This is a genomic window from Frankia sp. AiPs1, from assembly GCF_023716945.1.
Taxonomy (GTDB): Bacteria; Actinomycetota; Actinomycetes; order Frankiales; family Frankiaceae; genus Frankia.
Map to the genome: position 1 here is coordinate 1 of NZ_JAMQQF010000647.1, position 3,215 is coordinate 3,215.

At 70.7% G+C, this 3,215-nt stretch carries 1 protein-coding gene; it reads left to right on the forward strand.

Going from position 1 to position 3,215, the window contains the following annotated elements:
- Positions 1-570: 570 nt before the first annotated feature.
- A partial coding sequence (locus ND748_RS28825; RefSeq protein WP_374216061.1) for a nitrate- and nitrite sensing domain-containing protein occupies positions 571-3,215 on the forward strand: 2,645 nt, incomplete at its 3' end.

Consider the following 3,215-nt stretch of genomic DNA (forward strand, 5'->3'; position numbering starts at 1 on the left):
CCGTCGGGGCGCCCCCCGCCGGGCCCACGGCCCCCGGTCCCGCATGGTGACCAGCATCGCTGCGCTGCAACTCGCTCACCCCGCAAGCCTACGGACCCCGCGGCACCTGTGGGCCGGGCCCGCTCGGGCGGCTCCACGGGCCCGGCCGGCGCCCATGGGCGCCGTTCACGCGAACGGGACGGCGCATCGAGGCGCGCCGAAGACCGGTAACGGCGGATGTCTCAGATGCCTGCTTTGCACCTTCAGTGCCACTCACCGGGACAACCACTACGTCACGATGGGCGTACGTTGTCGGGCTTCGCGAGGGTTACGCAGACGGTGACTCCGTGCGCCGTGACCACAACTGGTGTGCGGCCACCAACGCGCTTACGGTAGGCGCCTTTCGGATGCCGACTTCGTACCGCTATGGTGCCTGGCAAGGGACATCAGGGCCCGATACCGAGCCATCCTGGTACGACGTGTTCCGGGAGGCTGGCGGAGAGGTTGCGAAGGTACGTGCGCAGACAACCGATGGCCAGCAGCACGGGCATCGCCGCAGATCCGGAGCCGACCTCGGCACCGGGTTTGCCCGTGGACACCGAAGACGGCGGGCAGCGCGACGATCGCCCCGCGGCGCCACCGAGCCCCGCGGGGTCCGGTCTGGCGCGCCTTCGTCGTGCCGCCACCAACCCCACCAACTGGCGGGTCCGCACCAAGCTGATCGCGATTCTGGCCGTGCCGGTCATCGCGATCCTGGTCTACTCCTCCATCGAGGCCGGCACGGTGCTGACCAGCACCCGTGACGTGAACCGGATCTCGGATCTCACCGAGATCAGCCGGTCCGCGTCGACGCTCGCCCATGCCCTGCAGACGGAACGGACGTACAGCACCGGATACGTGGCGAGCGGCCCGGTCGGTTCCCGCGACAACGCTGCCATCCCGCCCCGCCAGGCGGCGGTGAACGACGCCTACCAGGCCTACAAGGCCGTGGCCAACGGACGGCGCGGTTCCTTCGGCGGCGAGGTTCGCGGGGCTCTCGACGACGTCCAGGCCAGGATGGACTCGCTGCCCGCGAAGCGGCAGACGATCACCCGGGTCGTCGACCCGAAAGCCGTCCAGACAGCCTTTCAGCCGATCATCGACTCACTGATCAGCCTGGTCCAGCTCATCCCGCAGGGAAATGACGACCAGCAGCTCGACGACGGCGTCAATACCGCCTACTTCCTCATGTCGGGTACGGAACTCCTCGCGCAGCAGCAGGCCCTCGTCTACGGCTTGCTTCCGCGCGGCAGCAACCAGGTCTTCACCGAAGGTGACTATCGCGAGTTCCTCTCGGCCGAGACCCAGCGGTCACGAGAGCGAGACGACCTCGAAAACGTCGCCGGACCAGCCCAGCAGGCCATCTACAACCCGACAATCGACACCGAAAACAATGGCGACATCCGCAACACCCAGAATTACGTCGAAGAGGTTCTGGACGCGCCTATCGGCCAGCCGCTGTCCGTCGTCGAGTCGGAGAAGTGGAACCGGGCGACCCAGGAGACCATCGACACCAGCACCGACGCCACGGAAAAACTCCTGGCGCTCGTCGACCACCGGGTCGACACGCTGCGCGGCAACATCCAGCACCGGGCGCTGCTGTCCGGTCTGCTCATCGTGGTCATCCTCGCCGCCGCCCTGCTGTCCGCGCTCGTCGTGGCGCGGTCGCTGGTCCGACCGCTGCTGGCGCTGCGGACCGCGGCGCTCGACATCGCCGACCGCCGGCTGCCCGACGCCGTCCGCCGCCTGCGTGACTCCACCGACCAGGACATCGACGACTCGATCGAACCGGTCGGTATCAACACCGACGAAGAGGTCGGTGAAGTCGCCCGGGCCTTCGACGAGGTCCACCGCGAGGCGATCCGGCTGGCCTCCGAGCAGGCGTCCCTGCGGAACAACGTCAACGCGATGTTCGTGAACCTCTCCCGGCGCAGCCAGGGGCTGGTCGAGCGCCAGCTCCGCCTGATCGACGACCTGGAGAACCGCGAGCAGGACCCCGACCAGCTCTCCAACCTCTTCAAGCTGGACCACCTCGCCACCCGAATGCGGCGGAACAACGAGAGCCTGCTGGTCCTCGCCGGCACGGACACCGCGCGGCGCTGGACGCACCCCGTGGCGCTCAACGAGGTGGTCCTGGCCGCCATCTCCGAGGTGGAGCAGTACACCCGGGTGAAGCAGACCTCGGCCGCGCCGGTGTCCATCGCCGGCAACGGTGTCAGCGACGTCGTCCACCTCGTCGCCGAGCTGCTGGAGAATGCCACCTCGTACTCGCCGCCGGTCACCGAGGTACTCGTGACCAGCCACTCGCTCGGCCCCGGCGCCGGCGCGATGATCGAGATCGAGGACCAGGGCATCGGCATGCCGGCCAAGGAGCTCGAGCGGGTCAACGAGCGGCTGGCCAATCCTCCGGTCGTCGACGTGTCGGTGTCACGGACGATGGGTCTGTTCGCCGTCGGCCGGCTGGCCGGCCGGCACGGCATTCGCGTCCAGCTGCGTGAGTCGGCCTCGGGCGGAATCACCGCCGTCGTCCGGCTGCCCGCGAAGCTGGTCACCGGCGACAGTGCGGCCGGCGCCCTGCCCGGCCGTCCCCCGGCGCTGAACCGGCCCGCGACCACCCCGGCGATCGGCGGCGGACGGCCCCCGGAGCGCGTCGAGCGGCCGAACAACGGCGTCGGGCCCGACCGCGCGAACGGGGCGCCGACCCCGGCGGGTACCGGCGCAGGCAACGGGCTCAGCAACGGGCACCGGCCCGAGTCGGATTCCGCGACGCGGGAGAACATCTTCGACGACTCCAGTGGTCCGCGGCGCTTCCCCAACACCGGTCCATTTCCGCTGACCGGCCCGCTGGCCGCGCAGCTCGGCTCCGACCGCACCGGTCCCATGCCCACCGCGGACCGGCGCGACTTCGGGCTGGAGGAGTTCTCCCCCGGCCTGAGCGACCGCGACAGCGAGACCGGCGGCACTGCGCCGACCCCACCGACCGCGCCACGCGAGGTCGACGGCGGCATCCCACGCCGGGCCACACAGTTCCCGGGTACCGCCCCGCAGGACCGGGCGGCCGACGGCCCCGCCGACGACGACCACGACCCGCGGGACCTCGACAGCCAGGAGATCGACCTGGCCGCCCGGCCCGGTCAGGACACCGGGCCACGCGGCCGCGCGGCGACGCCGCCCGGCAGCACCGCCGCCGGCGGCAC